This is a genomic window from uncultured Roseobacter sp. (assembly GCF_947495275.1).
Taxonomy (GTDB): Bacteria; Pseudomonadota; Alphaproteobacteria; order Rhodobacterales; family Rhodobacteraceae; genus Roseobacter.
Genome location: NZ_CANLYL010000020.1, coordinates 25,929 through 44,737, shown reverse-complemented (window position 1 = coordinate 44,737; position 18,809 = coordinate 25,929). Strand labels below are relative to the sequence as shown.

Here is an 18,809-nt window from a genome sequence, read left to right as displayed (position 1 = left end):
AGCGCCATTACCGCACCCGCAACAAAGGCGCATGTTGTCTTCTTGATCATCTCATTCTCCCGTTGATCACATCCCGTATTTCATTATGCGAGACACAATATTTATAAAACGAAACTATTAGGAGGCCTCTGCTGACGTCAATCTATTTTTTTACCCCTTGTGTAAACGCAGGCGGATCAAGCGATCCCGCGCCAAAATTCACAGAGTTCAGAATGACGTTAGCCGATATTTTCGGCTTTTCGCCTGGAGTTTTGCCGAATTGAGTTTCCTGCGACCGGCAAGATCGATGATTCTTCACTCTGGGTTCATTGACTGCATCTCGAACATGACACCATCGCTTGACGAGCTTTCAAGAATCCTGTTTTGTAAAATTATAGTTTTGCTTTTCGAAACTCATTTAAAACTTCCAGCTGCACGCAAACCGGACATGGCCCAAATTGAAAGAGACAAACCCGCCCATGCACCCGCGGGGAAATCGAAGGAGTGGAACTTCCATCCCGCGTTGCCCATCGCGATGTCCCCGGTGTTTGACGTTCCACCCAAACCAAAGGCCGCCGTTGTCTGGCTTCTGAACACATGGGCGACGTTAACGCCCCCGGTTAACCATCTGATCTGCGCCCTCGTCGTTTTCTATTTCCTCTGGCCCGACATGGCAGAGATGCACGCCCTGGACGCAGGTTGGGTCGTAAGGATCGCAACAATCAACTTCGGCGCGATTCTCATTTTTGCAACGGCACTGCATACGTACCTTTATATTCTCGCCGGGCAGGAAACGCGGTTGAAGTTCGATGTGCGCCCGATGGAGAAAAGCTCTCGTTTCACCTTTGGCACACAGGTTTGGGACAATATTTTTTGGACCCTCGCCTCGGCAACCATCTGCTGGACCGCATGGGTCATTCTATACTGTTACGTCGCTGCAAACGGATGGGTGCGAACGCTGGATAGCTTTGCCCAATCTCCAATCTGGTTTGTTGCATTTTTCTTTGTCATCCGGTTTTGGCAGTCGTTCCATTTCTACTGGATCCATCGGTTGATCCATTTTCCATGGCTGTTCAAAAATGTGCATCACTTGCATCACCGAAACGTAAATGTCGGTCCCTGGTCAGGTTTGGCCATGCACCCGGTCGAGAGCCTCTTCTATTTCTCAGGGATTCTAATTCATTTCGTCCTGCCATCGCACCCGGTTCACGTTCTCTTCCATATGTTTTCACTGAGTTTGGGAGCTGTCTTTTCGCACGCCGGCTTTGAGAAATTGCTGGTCAGAGACAAATAAGCAATGAAAGCAGGGTCCTTCCACCACCAGCTGCATCACCGATATTTTGAATGCAATTACGGATCTGAGGAGATGCCCTTGGACCGCTGGTTCGGCAGCTTTCACGACGGTACGCCTGAAGCGACAAAACGCATCCGGGCTCGGAAAAAACTGATCTTTGCACGCAAGTAAGCCGATGGAAACTTAGAATGAAAAGCATCTACACATACGGCGGTCAGTACGCCCAGCGTCACCTGACCGTGGACTGCCTGTTCAAGCACAAAGCTGCCGGAAAACGGCTGACGCAGGTCACGGCATTCGACGCTGAAGAAGCCGCCGTCGCCGCAGAACAGCAGATCGACACGCTGACGGTTGACTGTGACCAGGTTGAGCCGATCCGCGCCGCAGCGCCCAATATCTTCGTCACCGCCGCACAATACATGCGCCAGCATGTCACCGAAGATGAAGCCTTGGGCGGCGCGATTGACGCGATGGTCAAGGGAGCAGATGCGATTTATTCACCGCGCGGTCTGTCCACGGTCGAACGGATTGCCCGCGAAGGGATCAGCGTGCAAGGCCATACCGGACTGTTCCCCGCGCGCGCCACGCAGTTCGGTGGTCTGCGCACCATCGGCAAAACAGCGCAAGAGGCGCTTGGCCTGCTGGACGATTTTCGCCGGTTGGAAGAGGCCGGTGCCTATTGTGCGGAAGTCGAATGTGTTGCCGAAGAGGCGCTGGCAGAAATCAAGAAGCACTCCAAGCTGATCCTTGTCACCATCGGAGCTGGATCATCAGGCGACATCATCCGGTCCTACATGTCGGATCTTTCAGGTGACACCGAAGACCCACCGCGCCACGCCAGGGCCTTTGGCGATGTGGGTTCGATCCGCAAAGCGCTGAGGGCAGAGCGCGCCCGTGCTTTGGCAGGGTATCGCGCCGCTGTCCTGGATGGGTCGTTTCCGGACGCCACGACATCTATCGCCATGCCACCGGAGGAGCTGGAAAAAGTGAAAGAAGGCCTGCAAAAACTTCGCCCTCTTCATCAGTAAGGAGCACGCAGAATGGCGCTGATCAATGTCAAAGTGGCAAAGATTAGTCAGGAGGCTACGGGCATAAAATCCTTCCTTTTGGCGAAGAAAGGGCTTTTCAAACTCCCTGCCTACAGACCGGGGGCGCATATAGATGTGCATTGCGGCGAAGGGATCATCCGGCAGTATTCGCTCTGCGGGGATCCGGTAGACCGTCGGCATTTCACGATTGCGGTCAAAAAGGGGGAGCCATCACGCGGCGGGTCAGACCTTATGCATATGACAGTGCGCGAAGGAGACATCCTGGAGGTCGGCGCGCCCCGCAATTCCTTCCCGCTTGACGAAACCGCAAATCACGCACTTCTTTTGGCTGCCGGCATCGGCATCACGCCAATTATCGCGATGGCGGACCGTCTGAGCGTTTTGGGGCGCTCCTTTGCGTTACATTACTTTTCACGCGGATGCGATCATACCGCCTTCAGAGACCGGTTAGAGAACGGCAAATACAAGCAACACGTGACCTTCCATGAAGGTCTGGACGTTCCAGCGACGAGTGCTGCGCTGCGCAAACTGCTGTCCCGACCGGTCCCCCATGGACAGGTCTACATATGTGGTCCCGCTCCCTTCATGGATACTGCCGAAATCTGCGCAATGGAAAACTGGCCTACAGATGCGATCAACCTCGAACGCTTTGCCGCCAATCCGGCCATTTCGGGCGCTCCGACCTCGCCATTTACCGTTAAACTCGCCCGAACAGGTGTCACATTGGAAGTCGCGGCGGATGAAACCATTCTCGACGTGCTTGATGCGAACGGAATCGATGCTGCTTTCTCCTGCGAACAAGGTGTGTGCGGTACTTGCGTGACTGATATTGTCGACGGCACACCCGACCACCGCGACAGTTTTTTGACCGAAAGGCAGCGGGCGTCCGGTAACCAGATGTGCCTTTGCGTTTCTCGTGCACGGGGCGAAAGCATCGTGTTGAACCTTTGAAAAACACCTCTGAGCTACATTTGCGGCGGTGGAACAGCGCTTCGAGTTCAAGATGCGACCCCTCACTGAAACCTTGCTACGCGGCAGCCGTGTCAATGACATCTCCCGCCTGGAGAACCTCGCTCATGGCTGGAACCAGACCGAAGCCCAGCTACATCTTGATGGCGCTCATCTGATAATAGGTAAGCGAAAAGAAGAACCGTCCCTGACTTGCGAGCTCCACTTGCTCGTCAAACCAGGCTTTTGTCTCAGCCTCCGGCATATGGCCATTTTCAGCTGCGTAGCGTGACATCAAGTGCATCAACATGAACGCGAGGCCATCGGGCCGCATCGTCACATCGCAGAACGTGAAAGGTTTGACTTCTATGGCCGCAAAACCGTTGTCTTGCGTCAGCCGAGGCCAAAGTCCTGCCACCCGAGGTTCCGTATAGTGATGATCCCAGGCCGTCTGAACGCGCTGCATGCGTTCCTCGTCCTGGGAAAACCAGTCAAGCGTCTTGCACCCGGTATCTACCGCAACAAACCTGCCACCAACGCGCAAAATACGGTGAGCTTCGCGAATGGCCGAGGGGATATCGGGGAGATATTCAAGCACTTGCACTGCGACAGCTTTATCTGCCTCACCGTCTCGCAGCGGTAGCGCATCAGCTAAACCATCTTTGATTTGCGCACACGGATATGCGGCGCTGCGAATTGAGGCCCGCGCGCGCATATGATCGCTGGGATCAACTCCAATGACGTGTCCGGTCTTCCCAACAGCCCGCGCGATTTCTTCGGTCAGAAATCCATTTCCGCAACCGATATCAACAACTGTATCACCTTCGCGAAGATGAAGCGCATCAAAGGCTTTGCGGCGGCGGCGCGTTACGTCGCCACCTTGATAAGCAATATCGAGTAATTTCGTCGTTTCTCCATCAAACTTCAGCAATTGGTACCTCCAATGCGCCTAGAGATATCAAAACTGGCGCCCCCCGACATTTAAAATCATAACCTCGAAAAATGTGGCTGCTGGTAGTTAGGTCGAGGCGGTTTCCAATTTCGCTTCGACACGCGCTGCTGTCGCGTCGAGGAAACTGATCCCTCCTGAAACAAACTACGTGGCCAATACCGTGCGCCATATTCCAACCTTTGCCCTGCAGGCATTTAAGGCATTTAAGGCGTAGGAACTCTCCCATATAGGATAATATCCATATGCGTGATGAAATCGAGCCATCGGCGATCGTCTTGCGTGCACTTTCGACTCCGAGGCGGTTGACCATTGTCAGGTGGCTTGCGGACCCCACCAATCATTTCCCACCAAAACGCGATGGCGACCTTGTGAAAGATGGCGTTTGCGTCGGCTTCATCACCAAGAAAATCAACCTTAGCCAACCGGCCGTCATAGAACACATGCAAGTGCTGGCTGCTGCCAACCTAGTGACATCCAAAAAGATCAAGAACTGGGTGTTCTACAAATCGGATGCCACGAAGATTGTCGAGGTGTTGGGAGAGTTGTCAAAAAATCTCCTGGATGCTGAGCTTTCCGACATGCCGAAAAGGTAACTGAACCCTTTCTGAAGCCATTGAACCGGCAACACACCCTGCCAAGCAAAGCCAGAGAGCTTAGAAGCCGAGGCCGTGCGCAGAGCCAAAACCCCAATACTGGCGTCAGATTGCTCTCGGTTGACGTTGATTGCAGGTGTAAGCAGGCGTTTGGCGAAGCTGCCAAGTGGGTCAAAACACTGTTTGTCCGACCTGTTTTTCAAGCAAGAGCACGTCGCCTGAGTAATAAGGTTGGCACGGATGGCAGCGCACGCGCGCCTGGCTGATCGCAATATATCCGAGGTGCTCATAAAGGCGCACGGCCCCAACGTTCTGCTCGTAGACCTGGATGCTCAGGCGATCATATCCACGTCGATGTGCAGCATGTTCGACCTCTTCCATCAACGCGGTCCCTATGCCAAGCCCGCGGAATTCGGGAAACACGGCCAGAGCATTCACGAACCAGCTGCCGACGGATTGTTTTTCCAGTTCGACAAAAGGCGCGATGGGATCCGGGAGGTCATCGGGGCTTTCCTGAGGCATTATTTCTATCGGATATGTAAGCACCATGCCCGCGACCTGATCAAACGCCTTGGCAAGGATCGCGTTCCGGTAGGAAAACCCGCCAGACTGCCGCCGGGCGCGTTCAATGCCCACGTCTAGGGGCGATTGCCCCACTGCAACAGATTGCGACCAAAGCCAGTTGGGGATGCCTTCCCCGGCAATGTCGATAAGTTTCGCAAGATTTTTGGCGTCGCCAGATCGGGCGGGCCGCAAGTGAAGGTTGGTTGCATCTCTCATGGATCGGCTCGTATCTTTCAAAAGGTGTGTGGTGTCGGCGTGCTCCGCCCGCGCATCGAGCGCGGGCGCTATCGGGCGTCAGAACGATGCGTTGCTGTTCGGTTCCAGAGGACCTACCGGAAAACCCGAATCCCATTCGATATCTTCTGCGTCGGATGCCGCTCTGCCTGGGGCGTCACTGGCCTTGTCCTTGGAATCATGTGCGTGATCTTTGACGGGCGTTTCGAATTCGAATGTGGCATTGAGGGCCATATACTCGTTGAACCCGAGTGTGGTCTGCACAAGCCCCCCTTCGATCGCCGCATAATCGCCAGTGGCTCCGGTGATCGGGCGCAGGTTCTCCTCGCCGAGATCAGCAATTTCCGTGCCCTGCGTGATGATCTGATCACCGCGAGCAAAGGCGAAAACCTGACGGGAAATAACCCAGGCGCCAGAAGTCGCATTGCCTGCTTCGCCGACGAAATAGCCGTCGCAGGTCCAGGTGCCCAGCACCAGATCGGGGAAAGCCGGGCTGCCGTCTTTGAGAACACCCGGTACGCCGTCTTGCAATGTTCCGGCGGGGTAGATGTAGCCCTGGCTCAGGAAAGCGTTGCCATGTGCGGGCATCCCGTTTTCATGCAGGGGCTGGGCGGCCATGAAGATGCGCGTGTGATCTTCTGCGACGTCGAAGGACATCGGCGCGCCTTGCGCTGCGGCGAACCCGGATGTTGCAAGAAGTGCAAGGGTGCAAAGAGTGGGTTTGAACATTGAAGTTTCCTCTGGATTTGAAGTTTGCCGGGCGCGCAGGCGACCCCCCTACCCGGCTGTTGGGCGCGGGTCGCGCGCGTCGGTTGGGTTTGAGAGATCAGGCTCCTTGGGTTGCTGCGCAAATCGCGGCGACATGACGGTGATCGGTCCCACAGCATCCCCCCACCACCGTGAGATTGGGCAACAGGTGTGACAGCCCGGCGTAAAGCGCGCCGAGCTCAGCCGGATCGCCATCGTCGAGCGTTTCGGCGCCATCAAGTGCTTCATGGCTGAGACGTGAAGCATTGGCTCGCAGCCCCATGATCCGCCCCGTCCAGTCACCGGTCAGGACATGTGCAAAATGGTCTGGATGGGCGCAGTTGATCATAAAATACGCGGGATATCCGTCCGTCGCTTGATCGACCGCGCAGATCGCATCCTTCAAGCGCTCGCCGGAAGGCAGGTTGCCGTCGGTTTCAACGGTGAAGGCGATGGCAACGGGGATATTTCTTGCCTTCGCTGCACGTGTAATGCCGATCGCCTCTGCGATGTAGGTCATCGTGATGGCGGAGACCATGTCTGCACCAAATTCGTCAAACCAGCCAATCTGAACACTGTGATAAGCTTCTGCCTGATCCTCCGTAAGCACCTGGGTTGGATGATACCCGTCGTCCTGCGGGCCGATAACGCCGTTGATGACGAAGGGGCTGATCTCAGGCACCTCCAGCGCGTCCCGCAGATGGCTGAGGTTGCAAACCGTTTCCTGATGCACCGCGCGCAGCATCTCCTGCGTGATGTCAAGCTCTGCCGCCCAGCGCGCACTGGCCCGCCATGTGGGTGTGTCCATGACAAAGCCGCGCCGCGCATGTACTGCGATCTCGGCGTAGCGCCGCATGTAAGCGTCGATCGCCGCCATGCCCGTGTCACTTTCCAAGGCCGTGAAGGCGGCAAACAGTGGCAGGTCTAGCCCCTCATTGAAAATAAGTGTCGTTTCCAACCCACCATCGGTGATCATCGGTGTGCCGGTCAGCTGCGGCAAAGCATTGCGGTATTTCATGGTCTGTACCTTCCCTGGCTTCCATACATTCGTGTGTCGTGGCAAAGAGGTATGGGGTATGTGGGGGCAGTGCTTGAGGCAGACCTGAGAATAATCTGAGAAGTTCTGAGGTGCCGCTTTCGAAACCCGCAAAAGCGATGGAGACAGCATGAAAATACGCATTGCTGACGCTGAGATTGACTTTGCCAGCATGACCGTGCGCGAAAACGGTGCCACCAAAAAACTGACGCGGCAATCTCTGGGCATCCTGCGGGCGCTTGTAGATGCGAACGGCGATGTCGTGAGTAAGGATCAGTTGATTGACAAGGTTTGGGATGGTCGGATTGTGACGGATGCGACGCTATCGACGGCCATCAAGGAAGCCCGCCGCGCCGTCGGCGATACCGGATCAGCTCAGCGCATCATCGAGACCGTCCATGGTGTTGGTTTCCGGCTGGCCTCCGAAGTCCAGCGAAACCATGCGCCTGCGACACCCGCCAGTGCCTTGCCTTGTGTACTGGTGCTTCCTTTTCGCAACATCAGCCGCGATCCGGACGTGCAATATGTTTGCGAGGGCCTCACGGATGAAATCATCATGGGCCTGTCATGCTTTCGCGACCTGAAGGTTTTGTCCCGCATGACATCCGATGTGGTTCAGGCAGCACGGCTGCACCCTGGCGATATTTACAAAAAATATGGGGCGGCCTTTGTCGTCGAAGGAAGCGTTCGGATAACGGAGACGCGCATTCGGGTGTCCGTGCAATTGACGTCGGCAGATACAGGTGCGGTGGTTGTTGCAGAGCAGTTTGACCGGGAAGCGAATGTGGATTCTTTGTGCGAGGTCCAGGACCAGATTTCGCAAATCTGCGCGGGACGCCTTGCGGGTCCGCACGGCCCTGTCGCGCAGGTCGCGGCGCAAACTGCCCGGGACCAGATGCAACATGAAAGCTGGGACATGTTTCGACTTGTCTCGGAATTTCGACGTTTTTACCGCACCTACGATCCGCAACTACATCTTGAGTTGCGCGCGGCGTTTCCAAGCGCTCTGAAGCATGATCCAAAATCTGCAAACGGCTGGGCCGCCTACGCCGTTTTGCTTTTGGAAGAACATCGGTATCACGTCAATGAACGTCCCGGTGTGGACGCTTTGCCCCTCGCGACGATGGCGGCGGAAAAGGCCGTTCAGGCCGACGGCCGCAACGCATTCGGGCAGGTTGCTCTGGCGATGTGCCGGCTCTTTGCGCTGGACATCGCGGGCTTTGATCAGGCTGCGGAAACGGCATTGGCGCTTAACCCCGGTAATTCCGACGTGCTTTCGGAGGTTGGCCACTGTTACGCTTTTCTCGGGCGGGAGGACGATGCGATCCGCCTTTTGGACCAGGCTATGGAAATCAGCCCCGAGCATCCGGGTTGGTATCACTTTGCCAAGACATGGCGCTATGCACGGCTGGAGATGTTCGAAGCCGCGCTGCTAGAGGTCCAGAAAGTCCCAATGCCCGGCTTTTACTGGTACCACGCGCATGTGGTTTGGCTGCAGTCAGCGGTTGGGCGTATCGATGAGGCCAAGACCGAGGTCACCGTGCTCCGCTCCGTCTTCCCCGGTTTTGAAGAACGCGTTCTTGAAGAGTTGCAGATGTGGGAAGCAAATCAGGATTTGGTACAATCCGCGCTCACGCATTGGCGCGCCGCAGGTCTGGTTATTGTCTAAGAGAACGGTTCGGACGCCTTATTACGCTGAGCAATCCAGAGGTAAGGATCGCCGCTGCGAGAGTTTGATACCCCCCAATTTCAACCAGCAGAGCACCTGCAAGACCCCCAGCCGAGAAGCCCACCAAGTAGCCAGCCATAGCCTGAGGCATCTGTTCGCCCGCTCTGAGCAGATAAAGTGGGAAAAACAAAAAGAGTGCAAATCCATTTGCGAGAATCGTCATTCCGAAAATCAACAAATCGGGTGCGACATAGCTCGCAGCACCTGTCGCAGCAGCAACCACAAGCGCCAGCGCCTGCGCGTTTGCATGCCATGAATTTTTCAACTTTGCCGCAAGAAATGAGCCACACGCTCCCGACACCAGGCTCGCCAGAAGCCATAAATTCACCGCGTTCTCATCGTTGAAGCGTACGCCGAAAAGATCGAGAAAAGTCCAATATGCGCCCATCATAACAAAAAATCCGATAAACCTGATCGGAGGGCCGACGGGGTATGAACGGTGATAATCCGGCGCGTCAGCTTCAATTGACGCAAAGCGCAAAAGCAAAAGCGGCAGCGACAGGATCAGCAAAAGCAATAAGGGCGACACGCCAAGAGCAGGAAGCAGCAGGTAGAACACCAGTGATGCCGCCAGACCGAGCGATATGGCAAAGCTTATCGTTTGCAAGCCGTTGTCGGACAAAGCAATCGCCCTCAGGGCCGCTCGGGTCAGTGCTCCGAGTGCCGCGCCCAAGCCAACGCATATTGCGGCCAGAACAACCGCAGGGAGCATCTGCCCGAAGGTGAGCAGCGCCAGCGCAGGGGCTACCATGTAGCGGGCTGCCAACGAAGGTTTTAAAGCGCCGACGCCTGCACAAGTTATGGATGCGGAAAGCAGAACAAGGCTTGCAAACGCACCCGCAAGCCCATCGCCAAGCGCAGGGTAATCTCCCAATGCGCCGATCCAGACCGGGACGGTGTTGATGACCACCGCTCCGAACGACAAAACGCTCATGCTGGCAAAACGGTTCATTAAAGGTCTCTTGGATAGAAAAGGTATTTTATCTGCGCATCAGGGTAAAATCGCTAACAGGGATTGCCCCAAGTCGTCAAACCAACGTTTTTTCCGAGTGCCGTCGGCACCTTGTCAAATCGCACTGGCGTATCAATGCAGCGCGAAATCTGACAGGTGTTCGGCTGCAATCCGCATGATACGATGCTCTGCGCGTTGTTTGGCGGAAAGATCATCCTCTCGATCCAAAATCAGAACAGAGCTTCCCAGAAAGACGTCCCCGGCAACCGACATGGCAAGATAGATGTCAGCAAATCTGCCATCTTTTTCAGCCTGCAGATAGAGCCCGCATTCAGCCTTCTGTGCATCGAAATCCACGTAGGCGTTCTCACAATCTTCGGGGGATCCGCTGCCCGCCCAATTTGCCAGATCATAAATTTCGGAGGAAAAATCCTGAAATTCGTTGGTGCGGGCTGCATCGAACGAGTTGGCACGCGTCAAAGCGATGTTCAAGCGGCTGTGCCGACTGTCGCTAAACACTTCGAGCATTTCCAGATCGTCATTCCATTTCAGCTCCATGCCCGTGGGCACCGCCACGGTAGCCCCCGTCACAGTGTCCTCGTACACATCAAAACTCACGTGCCCGTAAGCACTCTCTCCCAGCAACTCCTTGATTGTGAAAACATCTTGCTTCCAACCGAAATCACCTTTGTCCACGAAATCGCGGGCGACCTCTTTCAGAGGAACGCGCCTTACAAGCGTCAATTCGCTTGGCAAGGCGGCCAGGTCAATGGCATCGATATAAGCGCCGGGCGGACCCTCGATGCCTGTCAGCTCATCAAAGCCGATCCGCATCAACTCGAGAAACACATTCTGCCGCTCTTCACAGTCGACAGCATCATAGCTTGTCAGCGCCGCACCGAAAAACAGCGCACCGTTCGCTGCCAGCATTAAATCCGTCTGGGCGTCTGTGTCATATTCTCGGTCATAGCCCGAGATGCAGTAAGTTTCGAGAAACGCATATTCCAGATCAGCGTCCAATGCCAATGCCTCACGCTCAAGAGAGGTGTCCCAGTCGAAGTAAGACTGAAAGTCGTTGAAGAAAGGTTTTACGCCCTCCTGAAAAGCAATTTCGAACGAGTCTGCCTGCTTGATGCCAACCTCTAGTTCGAAAAGCTCGTCTTTGCTGCTGAACTGAATTTCCTCGAGGCCAACATCCGCTTGAACGCCGCTTGGAACGGCAACAGTTGCCGCGCTGTTGCCAAACTTCCAAATCTCGAAACCGAGGTTCTCAAAGTCATGTTCACCGTCATGAACCGTGCGGATGATGTCAAAACTCTTTTGGAAATTTGTGTTTCCTGACAGCGCGTAGTTTTCTTCGATGACTGCAAGAGACACCCATCCAAAATAATGCCAACCGGTCTTGGCATCAGCGCGAACGGCAACATCGGCGGGGTCCTCGCTGGACATCACAACCGTTTCCTGCTCGTCGACCGTGACGGCGCTTTGAAGCGCGGCCCACTGCGAAACCTCAGTCGGAGGCGCATCCTGAGACTTCGGTAAGCCGGGCAGATAGACGTGGGCAGGGATCGACCAGTTCATTCCGAGCCAGCCGCCCTTGAGCCCGCCATTGTGGATTGCCACCAACTTGCCTTCTGCATCAAGGATCGGCGCGCCGGAATGCCCCGGCTGTGTGTTGCTTGTGACCCTGAAAATTTGCGTCCGGCGCGTCGGGTAGTCCTGAGATCGGAACAGTGACTTGAGTTCTTCGGATGAAAACGCGCTTCCCAGGCTCAGCAATATATCACTTAGCCCTCTTGAAAAATCGACACTGCGGTTTTCCATGTATTCGGCGTAAGCGGGGTACCCCCAAATCGAGTGACGATCCCGAAGTGCCGGCGCGGTCGCTACAAAAGGTACCGGTTGAAGCCCGAGGTCATCCTCAAGACGCAGCAGCGCAAGATCCGCCTCAAGATCAACACTTTCGAGCGACTTTATACCCGTTCGTGTCTTGGCACTTTCGCTAAAAACCGTCACATCCAGACACCCGGCGACAGCATGCAACGCCGTTACAACGTATCCCGGTTCGGGCCAAACGAAGCCGGTGGCCTTCATCAACTGGTTCTCACCGGTTTTGCAAGTGATCTTCACCACCGACCGGGCGCTTTCACGATCAGCCTCGCTGAACGCAGGATTTGCGATCAGACCAAAGATCAATATCAGGCGCCAAATCGCGATATAGGGTGTAGAAGGTCTCATTTTGCCGGAAACAATTCGCCTCGATCCTGAACGAGGCAGACGAAATCATATGCGATTTCAAGTGCTTTGATCTTGTCGCTATCGGCAAGCGTTACAAGACCTGCCCCTATGGATCGCACAATTTCAGGCGCCTCGTCCGTCTCGTATTTTGCGATCGTCTCGCCCATATTGGCGCCGAGCGCATTGGGGTTGAGGTCTTCACAGTTGAAATCGGCTGAGGTCGTCTCGGAAGACTGCAACACCGAGGCTATCTGTTTTTGCCTTGCCACATCGATGGTCGCTTCGGTGCCTGCTTCACCTTCAACATAGGCCCAGCTCGAAGGTTGAAGCGCGTTGCGTTCGTATAGCGCCATCTGGTGGGCAAGTGTCAGGTTATTTGGCAAAGCCTTTTCCCACAGCTGGACCAGTTCGGCGGGCGATTGCCTTAACGGTTCGCTTGTACGGACATAGAGCCCGAGACCAAGTCCAATCACGGTCGCACAGCCAAATGCACCAATGCGCAAAGCATTAACACGCAGCATACGTTTGCCGGAGGAACTGCCGTCGAGGCCAAGAAGCACCGCCAGCAGGGATGTAATGGCGCTGATGAAACCTGCGATCACCGGCGTCAGAGACAAACTCAAAGCGGTTCCCAGGAGCAGTCCGATACCGCCACCGGCAAAAAGGTCGGGAAACGTCGATGATCTGTTTGGTTCTTCCGGGTGGTCTTCGGTTTGCGTAGGTGTCCCCGTCATATGTCCTCCCGGCAGATATGCAACGAACGCGAGCATAGCATGCCTTTCTCCAATACCAACAGGCGAGTGTAATCGGAGAAGTGGCGCATCGCGTGGAACAGCAGGCCACATGTCGGCCAATGGTGTTAATTGCGTCGGATCGTCCACTTCCAATCTCAAGTCTCGGTGGTGGCTTGCCGGAAGAGAAAACAAGCGCCACATAACCTCCAGTTTACAAACACCGAGCCGATACCATGTAGATGCTACGGTTTTGCCCCGCCCGGTCGTCAGTTATTTTCTGGTGCGTGTCCAAGCGCTTCGGCCAACGGTCGCAGCTTTGCTTCCATAGCGAATTTGAGTGCGTCATTAGCTGCAAGAGAGGTCAAGCGGCTGCTTCATACCGGAAGTGGTTTTGGCGCCGCAACGCTGTTGATGCTTCGCTGCGAATGGCACTGCATCTGCGTGTTCATGCATGATAAAGCGGTTACTGTCTCTTGACTAACGTTGATGACAGACACGTTTAGCGACCGCTTCCAATCCATTGTGACTGATGCTGCGCTGTGTACCAAAGTCCGCTTTGCCTCTTGGAAACATCGGAACAGGCATGCTGCCAAAGTTATGATGTCTGCGGAACTCCTACTTGTTCGGGCGCTAACCTCCTGAGGCCGTCGCGTTGGGGTAAGTCTTCCGGTTCGAGGATTCTGTGAGCCAAACCTATAGCCGCGAGACATTTAATGAACCAGTAGCCCGGGTCCAATTGTCCCTTATTGATGCCAAGTCTGGCCGAGTGCGGGAACGCGTGGTGATTGGAGTGCCAGTTTTCGCCGAAGGTGAGTAATCCGAGACCAGGTAGGTTGTACCCCTGAACTGGCAGGCCTTCGACGGTCCATCCTTGATGTCCGCCTCTATGCGCAAAATGCCCAACCATCCAGTGTCCGCTCAAAGAAACTACTACGCGCAAGCAAACTCCCCAAAAGACAAACTCAACGCCACCGATCAGGAATAGTGGGACGGCCACGACAATTTGTTGTGCCATCCAATGTCGTTCAATCCACTGATAGACGCGGTCATTTGCAATCTCTGGTTCGATTTCAAATTTGGGTGGATGGTGCAGATCGAACCGACAGTGCATTTGCCACCATGCGTCCTTCCAGAAACCCGCACCATGGCTTGGATGCGGAGGACCAACGGTTTGGCGTTGATGCCAGTCCCTCATGTCATGTTCACGGATCATTCCGAACGGTCCTGCCATCCCAACCAGTGTACCAAGCCAGACCAGTATGTATTCCAGCCGCTTGGGGGTCTCGAAAGCTTTATGGATGAGGAGCCTATGCATGCCTACGGAATGTCCGGCACAAACCGTGATCGCTGTTGTTGCCAGAAAGACAAAGAACCCACCCCAGCTCGGCGTCCAGATGATCGCAAGGGCACCACCCGTGAGCATGAAAAAGAACCAAATCGACTTTGCCGCATCCCAACGAATGGTGCCTTGTATCGCGTCAGTTTGACGATTGGGCGTTACACGTTCTGTTGAATGCAAGCGCATCTTGAATACCCCGGCTATAACATTTACAATAATAGATATATAACTAATAAGTTAAAAGGTGAATTCATGTCAAGTCCCGACAAGGTATTCGAAGCTTTGGCTTCTACAACGCGTAGAAGGATACTGGCTTACCTGTCCGAAGGCCCCTTAACGGCAGGCGCCGTTGCGGAGCGGTTTGATATGTCGCAACCGGCCATTTCCAAGCACTTGTCAGTCTTGGAGTCCGCGGATTTGATCTGGAAAAAGCGGGAAGGTCAGTTTGTGAACTACGGTATAAAGGCGGACAATCTGGGCGGCACACTTGCAAAGTTCATGCAAGAGGTTTGCCCGCCCAGCCGAGCATTGAAGGCCGAAAGGCGTGCCGAGAAAGACAAGGACTAAACAGGACGTGCGCCACTGACCATGAGAGAAAGCGGACCTTCGCGCAGCCGCAGCGAAATGGTGCTTTGTCCCGCACACCCGTTAGAGCAGTCCTTGGATTGAATGTCTCCTCCGGGCTGCAACTGGTCATCTGACAGAAATCGTCAGATGACGGTTCAGAGCCCAAACCGACCATAACCGTCATACCTAAAGTTTGGTGGCTCGCCTTGTTGCTGCCTTTCGATAGGCACCAAGACCAAACAAACCACTGATGAGTAAAATTCCACCGGCTGGCAATGGAACAGTTGGCAGCTGTGGGGGGGCAGAATCGAATGGTCCATCACCACCATTTTCAATTGCACTGAAAAGTAGTGAACCGGCTACGTCAGTTGCCTGCAGCGCACCGAAGCGTTCAATCTCGGTGGGGCCGAACCCAAGTGTCAAAGAAAGCCTGCCTGGTAGTGGTGTGCTGTTAACCACATTGGCTGAAAAACTTGCGGACGTGATCTGGCCATCAGCAACCGAAAACGCGTTATTTGTTACGCTGGTAGGGACAGTTAGGAACTGTACTGTATCCAACCCAAATGCGACGGAAGACACCGTGATCGCGGTGGCGGCTTGATCGTTGGTTTCGTCGGATAGACCAGAAATTGTTCCGAAAACATCCACGAACCCATCCGAAAATGAAAAGCCGAAATCCAAAGTTGCAGCGAAACTTGATGTAGCCGTTACGAATGCGATGCAAGCTGCACTTGCGAGTTTCAATAGTCTCAAATGAGTATTCCTTCTGTTCTAAAACGTGAGAGACCCGCGCGACGGTTCAAAAAAAATTAAAATTATCCAATTGGGTGAGCTTAGCTTCTTTAAATCATTGAGTCCATTCAAGGTCGGCTTCGTCCCGACACCCGTTAGAGCAGTCCTTGGATTGAATGTCTCCTCCGGGCTGCAACTGGTCATCTGACCGAAATCGTCGGATGTCGGATGTGAACCCGCAACAAACGTCTTCAAATCGTGCTGCACGCGCATGCAGCACGAGAATTGCTGCCGAGGCGAAATGTAGGAGGCTGGCGAGCGACAGTTCGTCAAAGATGCAGCGAAATCGAAGGCGTCAGTGCACAGATCGTGGACTGACTCACTTTTACCAACCAAAATCTTGGCCTAGAAGCTGAGTTGATTAAGCGGGATGATGGAGTAGTGAGAGCGGAAAGAGCAAATTCGTGGCACCTAGTTGGTAACTTGTTCCGAAAAGATAATAGCAAACATTCACAGCGTAAAAAGCGCTGCCGCCTTTGGTGAGGCCCCAAACGGTCGACCAGAGCGGGAACTCCACATCTTATCCTGATCTCCCCGGACCCTTACACTCAAAACACCTTTTTAGCACCTACTTAGACACCGAATATCGGTGCTTCGGGCAAAGATTATACTTCCAAAACGCTGGCACCCGAATACCGGTTGTTTTCGAGATCATCATGGGCCTGCTTCGCGTCGCTCAAAGGATAGGTTTTGGGGTTTGGAATACGAACATCACCCGCAGCAACCATATCGAAGAAAGAGCGCGCGTTTTCAACGAAGCTGTCTGCAAAATGTCCGTAGTTCGGGCGAGAAATCCGCAGGGATTTCGACGAAAAGCTACCGATATCCCAAGAGCCAATATCGCCCGAAGCTTCACCAAAACTGATTACGTGACCTCTGATAGCAACGACGGTTAAGGACGTCTCGAAAGTTTCAGCGCCAACCCCGTCAAAGACAACGTCAGCTCCCCTGCCGCGTGTCAAATCCATGATTTCCCCGATGCAATCAGAGCTTCGATAGTCCACCGCAGCTGCCGCACCCAGCGCCAGCGCCATATCGCGACCCTGCGCGCTGCCAGCAGTCGCGATGACATGAGCCCCGCGCGCAACGCAGACCTGAACAAGCAGTTGACCAAGCCCACCGGCCGCCGCATGAACAATCACGGTTTCGTCGACCTTAAGACGATGGACATCTGTCGTCAGGATGTTTGTTGTTACACCGCGCAACAGGCTGGCGGCAGCCTGAGCATCTGACAAGGTGTCTGGCAGGGTAACTAGGGCCTCTGAAGGCATGATCCTGTGGCTGCAATAGGCCCCTGGCGGCGCGCAGGCATAGCCAACACGATCTCCGAGGCTCAACCCTTGAACTTCGGCCCCCAGCAACGCGACTTTGCCCACGGCTTCCATACCTGGAATGGACGGAGGCTGAATCAAATTGAAATGTCCGGTCCGGGTATGGATATCAATGAAATTTACACCCACGTAGGTCTGGGACAACAACACTTCGCGCGGACCGGGACGGGGAATTTCAATAGGCCGTTCAACGAGATTTTCCGGGCCACCAAAGGCTTGCACGAAAATGCCAGTCCCTTTTTCATCCAACGAAGAGGCAGGAAGAGGCCCTGGCATGGTTGAGAGTACGCTGGGAACGGCAGGCGCATTTTGAGGACCGCCGCCAAACCAATCTTGCAAGGCCCTGAACCCTGCTCGGTAGACGCCGTCGCGAACAAGCTCTGTCATCTTGGTGATTTCTGCAGCTGGTGGGTCAAACCGGCTCCACCATTCGACAAAACATGCGTCACCGTCCGTGACCCGGCGCAAGCGCATGTGGGCCACATAGTTGTGTAACGGCACAGGGGCCTCGAGCAGGCAATAGCTGAGCCTCATGTCAAGATCCGAGGCGTCGATGAGTTGCTCGCGCAGCAGACCACCATCGGTCAGTCGAAAATTGCGCACAGCGCCGACGACATCAGGTGCGCCTCCGCCTTCGATAAAGCTGGTCGCTATTGCCGGATGCCAGCGTTCATGGGCATTGAAATCGCGCAGGAGCCGCCAAACATCAATAGCAGGCGCATCAATGACAGTGCTTTCGCGTATTGTGACCATCGTGCGCCTGCTATTCTTTTACTTCATCTTCAATGCGGCGCCATCAAAGGTTGTCACCATGGCCGCCATCAGACCATCGCGTGTGACGTAGGCATCCGAACCGCGGTATTCTTCGGCCAGAAAATCCGCCCGGGCCACCCATTGCACATTCAGCGTATTGCCGACGGGGAAAACGTGTTCACTTGCAAATGTGATGCCCATCAGGCCGCCATCCGCAACGGACTGGCAGAAGCCAGCGAAAAGATCGCCGATATCCTTGCGCCCTGAAATGATCGTACCTCCGGCCAGATGAATTTCTGCATCCGCAGGATACTGTGCCATAAGTCGATCCCAGTCACATAAATTAAGCGCATCGAGGTGTTCCTGCACCACAGCATCAGGTGTGGCTTGCCTGACCAGATCGGGCAGTTCCCTTTCCTGGGCGACAACTTGGGTCGCACATAGGATTGCAACAACGGTGAAAAGTGTTTTAGTCATCTTAGTTTCTCCTCCTTACGAGGGGTTGAAGCCGAGCGGCTGGGTGGGCCTGATTGCCATCACCGTCCATCCAGTCGCTTTTTCAGAGCCGTGAATGCACTCTGAAACACGTTGTCGCCGATATGGGCGATCAATTCTTTTTCATCTTCGGGGCGGCATTCGAACGTTGCCTCCCAGCTGGCAAAGCACCTATTGCCATCGGTCACCGGCGCTAATGCGAGTGTTGCGACATACTCAGTGACTGCCATCGGGCTTTCGAGGATCGCGTAGGTACATTTGAAGTCGTAATCGGACAGGCCAAGAAGCTTTTCCTTGATGACGCCGCCATCGGCCAGTTTGAAGATGCGGACACAGCCTACTTTGTCCGCAGGTAAATTGCCCTCAATGCGGCTCTCGACAACGAAGGGCGTCCAGTCCGGCAGTCCGTTGAAATCTCGCACGATACGCCAAACTGCGGCGGGAGGGGCGTTCAGAACAGTTGAGACAAATACTGTTGCCATG

General features: G+C 54.6%; 18 protein-coding genes. 6 read left to right on the top strand and 12 right to left on the bottom strand.

The genetic code is table 11. The annotated features are described in order from the left end of the window. Positions 1-427 precede the first annotated feature (427 nt). From Q0802_RS22870 to Q0802_RS22860, 3 genes are all read left to right on the top strand, one after another. Entirely contained in the window at positions 428-1,273 is an 846-nt protein-coding gene (locus Q0802_RS22870; protein ID WP_298922239.1) for a sterol desaturase family protein, read from the top strand. A gap of 188 nt (positions 1,274-1,461) precedes the next feature. Beyond that, positions 1,462-2,301 carry a 3-methyl-2-oxobutanoate hydroxymethyltransferase gene (locus Q0802_RS22865; protein ID WP_298922238.1) on the top strand — a complete coding sequence of 280 codons (840 nt, stop codon included), beginning with the start codon at positions 1,462-1,464 and terminating at the stop codon, positions 2,299-2,301. A gap of 12 nt (positions 2,302-2,313) precedes the next feature. Further along, positions 2,314-3,273: a PDR/VanB family oxidoreductase gene (locus Q0802_RS22860; protein WP_298922237.1), complete on the top strand. Its 960-nt coding sequence runs from the start codon at positions 2,314-2,316 to the stop codon at positions 3,271-3,273. Positions 3,274-3,424: 151 nt separating this feature from the next. On the opposite strand, the gene Q0802_RS22855 is transcribed toward Q0802_RS22860, so the two are convergent. Continuing rightward, positions 3,425-4,201 (bottom strand): methyltransferase domain-containing protein, encoded by a 777-nt coding sequence (locus tag Q0802_RS22855; RefSeq protein ID WP_298922236.1) that lies wholly within the window; start codon positions 4,199-4,201, stop codon positions 3,425-3,427. Positions 4,202-4,464: 263 nt separating this feature from the next. On the opposite strand from Q0802_RS22855, the gene Q0802_RS22850 reads away from it, so the two are divergent. Then, positions 4,465-4,815: a helix-turn-helix transcriptional regulator gene (locus Q0802_RS22850; protein WP_298922235.1), complete on the top strand. Its 351-nt coding sequence runs from the start codon at positions 4,465-4,467 to the stop codon at positions 4,813-4,815. A 171-nt stretch (positions 4,816-4,986) separates the two neighbouring features. Here Q0802_RS22850 and Q0802_RS22845 read toward each other — a convergent pair whose 3' ends face one another. The 3 genes from Q0802_RS22845 to Q0802_RS22835 form a co-directional block, all read right to left on the bottom strand. Beyond that, a complete protein-coding gene (locus Q0802_RS22845; RefSeq protein ID WP_298922234.1) occupies positions 4,987-5,595 on the bottom strand; it encodes a GNAT family N-acetyltransferase in 609 nt (202 codons plus the stop codon). Between the two features lie 78 nt (positions 5,596-5,673). Then, the gene (locus Q0802_RS22840) at positions 5,674-6,342 is read right to left on the bottom strand and encodes a hypothetical protein (RefSeq protein WP_298922233.1); all 669 of its coding nucleotides are present in this window, start codon (positions 6,340-6,342) and stop codon (positions 5,674-5,676) included. 97 nt (positions 6,343-6,439) lie between these two features. Then, positions 6,440-7,378: a homocysteine S-methyltransferase family protein gene (locus Q0802_RS22835; protein WP_298922232.1), complete on the bottom strand. Its 939-nt coding sequence runs from the start codon at positions 7,376-7,378 to the stop codon at positions 6,440-6,442. 148 nt (positions 7,379-7,526) lie between these two features. Between Q0802_RS22835 and Q0802_RS22830 the strand changes: the two genes are divergently transcribed. Then, the gene (locus tag Q0802_RS22830) at positions 7,527-9,065 is read left to right on the top strand and encodes a winged helix-turn-helix domain-containing protein (protein WP_298922231.1); all 1,539 of its coding nucleotides are present in this window, start codon (positions 7,527-7,529) and stop codon (positions 9,063-9,065) included. Here the strand turns inward: Q0802_RS22830 and Q0802_RS22825 are convergent. From Q0802_RS22825 to Q0802_RS22810, 4 genes are all read right to left on the bottom strand, one after another. Then, the gene (locus Q0802_RS22825; protein ID WP_298922230.1) at positions 9,055-9,747 is read right to left on the bottom strand and encodes a hypothetical protein; all 693 of its coding nucleotides are present in this window, start codon (positions 9,745-9,747) and stop codon (positions 9,055-9,057) included. The two genes, Q0802_RS22830 and Q0802_RS22825, sit on opposite strands and share 11 nt — an antisense overlap. 462 nt (positions 9,748-10,209) lie before the next feature. Further along, a complete protein-coding gene (locus Q0802_RS22820) occupies positions 10,210-12,315 on the bottom strand; it encodes a trypsin-like peptidase domain-containing protein (RefSeq protein ID WP_298922229.1) in 2,106 nt (701 codons plus the stop codon). Next, positions 12,312-13,049 (bottom strand): hypothetical protein, encoded by a 738-nt coding sequence (locus tag Q0802_RS22815; protein WP_298922228.1) that lies wholly within the window; start codon positions 13,047-13,049, stop codon positions 12,312-12,314. The genes Q0802_RS22820 and Q0802_RS22815 overlap by 4 nt, the downstream gene beginning before the upstream one ends. A gap of 595 nt (positions 13,050-13,644) precedes the next feature. Continuing rightward, a complete protein-coding gene (locus tag Q0802_RS22810) occupies positions 13,645-14,574 on the bottom strand; it encodes a fatty acid desaturase (RefSeq protein ID WP_298922227.1) in 930 nt (309 codons plus the stop codon). A gap of 66 nt (positions 14,575-14,640) precedes the next feature. On the opposite strand from Q0802_RS22810, the gene Q0802_RS22805 reads away from it, so the two are divergent. After that, entirely contained in the window at positions 14,641-14,955 is a 315-nt protein-coding gene (locus tag Q0802_RS22805; protein WP_298922226.1) for a metalloregulator ArsR/SmtB family transcription factor, read from the top strand. Positions 14,956-15,141: 186 nt separating this feature from the next. Here the strand turns inward: Q0802_RS22805 and Q0802_RS22800 are convergent, their stop codons facing one another. From Q0802_RS22800 to Q0802_RS22785, 4 genes are all read right to left on the bottom strand, one after another. Beyond that, on the bottom strand, positions 15,142-15,708 hold the full coding sequence (locus tag Q0802_RS22800; RefSeq protein WP_298922225.1) for a VPLPA-CTERM sorting domain-containing protein: 567 nt from the start codon (positions 15,706-15,708) through the stop codon (positions 15,142-15,144). Positions 15,709-16,352: 644 nt separating this feature from the next. Further along, positions 16,353-17,831 (bottom strand): zinc-binding dehydrogenase, encoded by a 1,479-nt coding sequence (locus tag Q0802_RS22795; RefSeq protein ID WP_298922224.1) that lies wholly within the window; start codon positions 17,829-17,831, stop codon positions 16,353-16,355. An 18-nt stretch (positions 17,832-17,849) separates the two neighbouring features. Then, a complete protein-coding gene (locus tag Q0802_RS22790) occupies positions 17,850-18,308 on the bottom strand; it encodes a nuclear transport factor 2 family protein (protein WP_298922222.1) in 459 nt (152 codons plus the stop codon). Positions 18,309-18,367: 59 nt separating this feature from the next. Continuing rightward, positions 18,368-18,808, bottom strand: a complete 441-nt coding sequence (locus Q0802_RS22785; RefSeq protein ID WP_298922221.1) for an SRPBCC family protein — start codon at positions 18,806-18,808, stop codon at positions 18,368-18,370. Position 18,809 lies beyond the last annotated feature (1 nt).